Origin of the sequence: Halarchaeum salinum (genome assembly GCF_039520965.1) — an archaeon.
In the GTDB taxonomy this organism is placed as follows: domain Archaea; phylum Halobacteriota; class Halobacteria; order Halobacteriales; family Halobacteriaceae; genus Halarchaeum; species Halarchaeum salinum.
Genome location: NZ_BAAABL010000048.1, coordinates 1 through 740, shown reverse-complemented (window position 1 = coordinate 740; position 740 = coordinate 1). Strand labels below are relative to the sequence as shown.

The following is a 740-nucleotide window of genomic DNA, read 5'->3' as shown; positions in this document are numbered from 1 at the left end:
GTCACGCATCGTCCAGCGGTCGACATCAGCAAGTCTCGCGGCATCACCGAGCGTGATTCGCTCGCGTTCGTAGAGGGCGACCGCCGCTGCAATCCGTTCGTTCTCGTGGTCCTCGAAGTATTCACGCACGAACTCGCGCAACGCATCGCTCTTGCCACCGAACACACCAGCCTCGACAGCGCCCTCGATGAGGAGGTCGAGATCATCTGGATAGGAGCCGGTAATTCGTGCCATCGTTCTATCCGAGACTACGCCTTCATACTATTTATGAACTGTGCCAGAATGCCGTATGCATTGAGGCGACCAGTCTCAACTACTGTGGGGATGGGAAGTTGAGACTACGGCGGGTTTAGTGGGGCTGTAATGCGTGGTCTGGGGCGAATTTGTGAGTGGAGGACGCTTCGAATTCTCTCTCGAGGACCTTCTCGTGTCGTACTACCAACTAGATCGGTGAATTTCCGAGATTCCCGACAGCGTTGCCACTCAGGAATCCGCATTGCCCCGGACAGAGGACCTCCCTATCCAATTCCGGTCTCCTTCTTCAGCAGCGTGAGCGTATTGTCGGCCGTCACAATGGGTGAGTGTTCGTACTCACCCGTCAACTCGACTTGGACGAGTAGATCGACCGCCCGCCAAATCGAGTAGAGAAGACACGCAAACGCGAAGTAGAAGAACCGCAGTCCGAAATTCGTCGACGCCGTCCGCGAGCGCATCAACGCGCTCTCCAAGGACGACGGCTG

Annotated in this window: 1 protein-coding gene and 1 pseudogene; both read right to left on the bottom strand. The window is 56.6% G+C overall.

Going from position 1 to position 740, the window contains the following annotated elements:
• Window positions 1-234: UPF0175 family protein (locus tag ABDZ36_RS08725; protein ID WP_343749152.1), on the bottom strand; the 234-nt coding region annotated here is incomplete at its 3' end.
• Between the two features lie 284 nt (window positions 235-518).
• Window positions 519-740 (bottom strand): annotated as a pseudogene (locus ABDZ36_RS08720) (hypothetical protein); the annotation flags it as partial.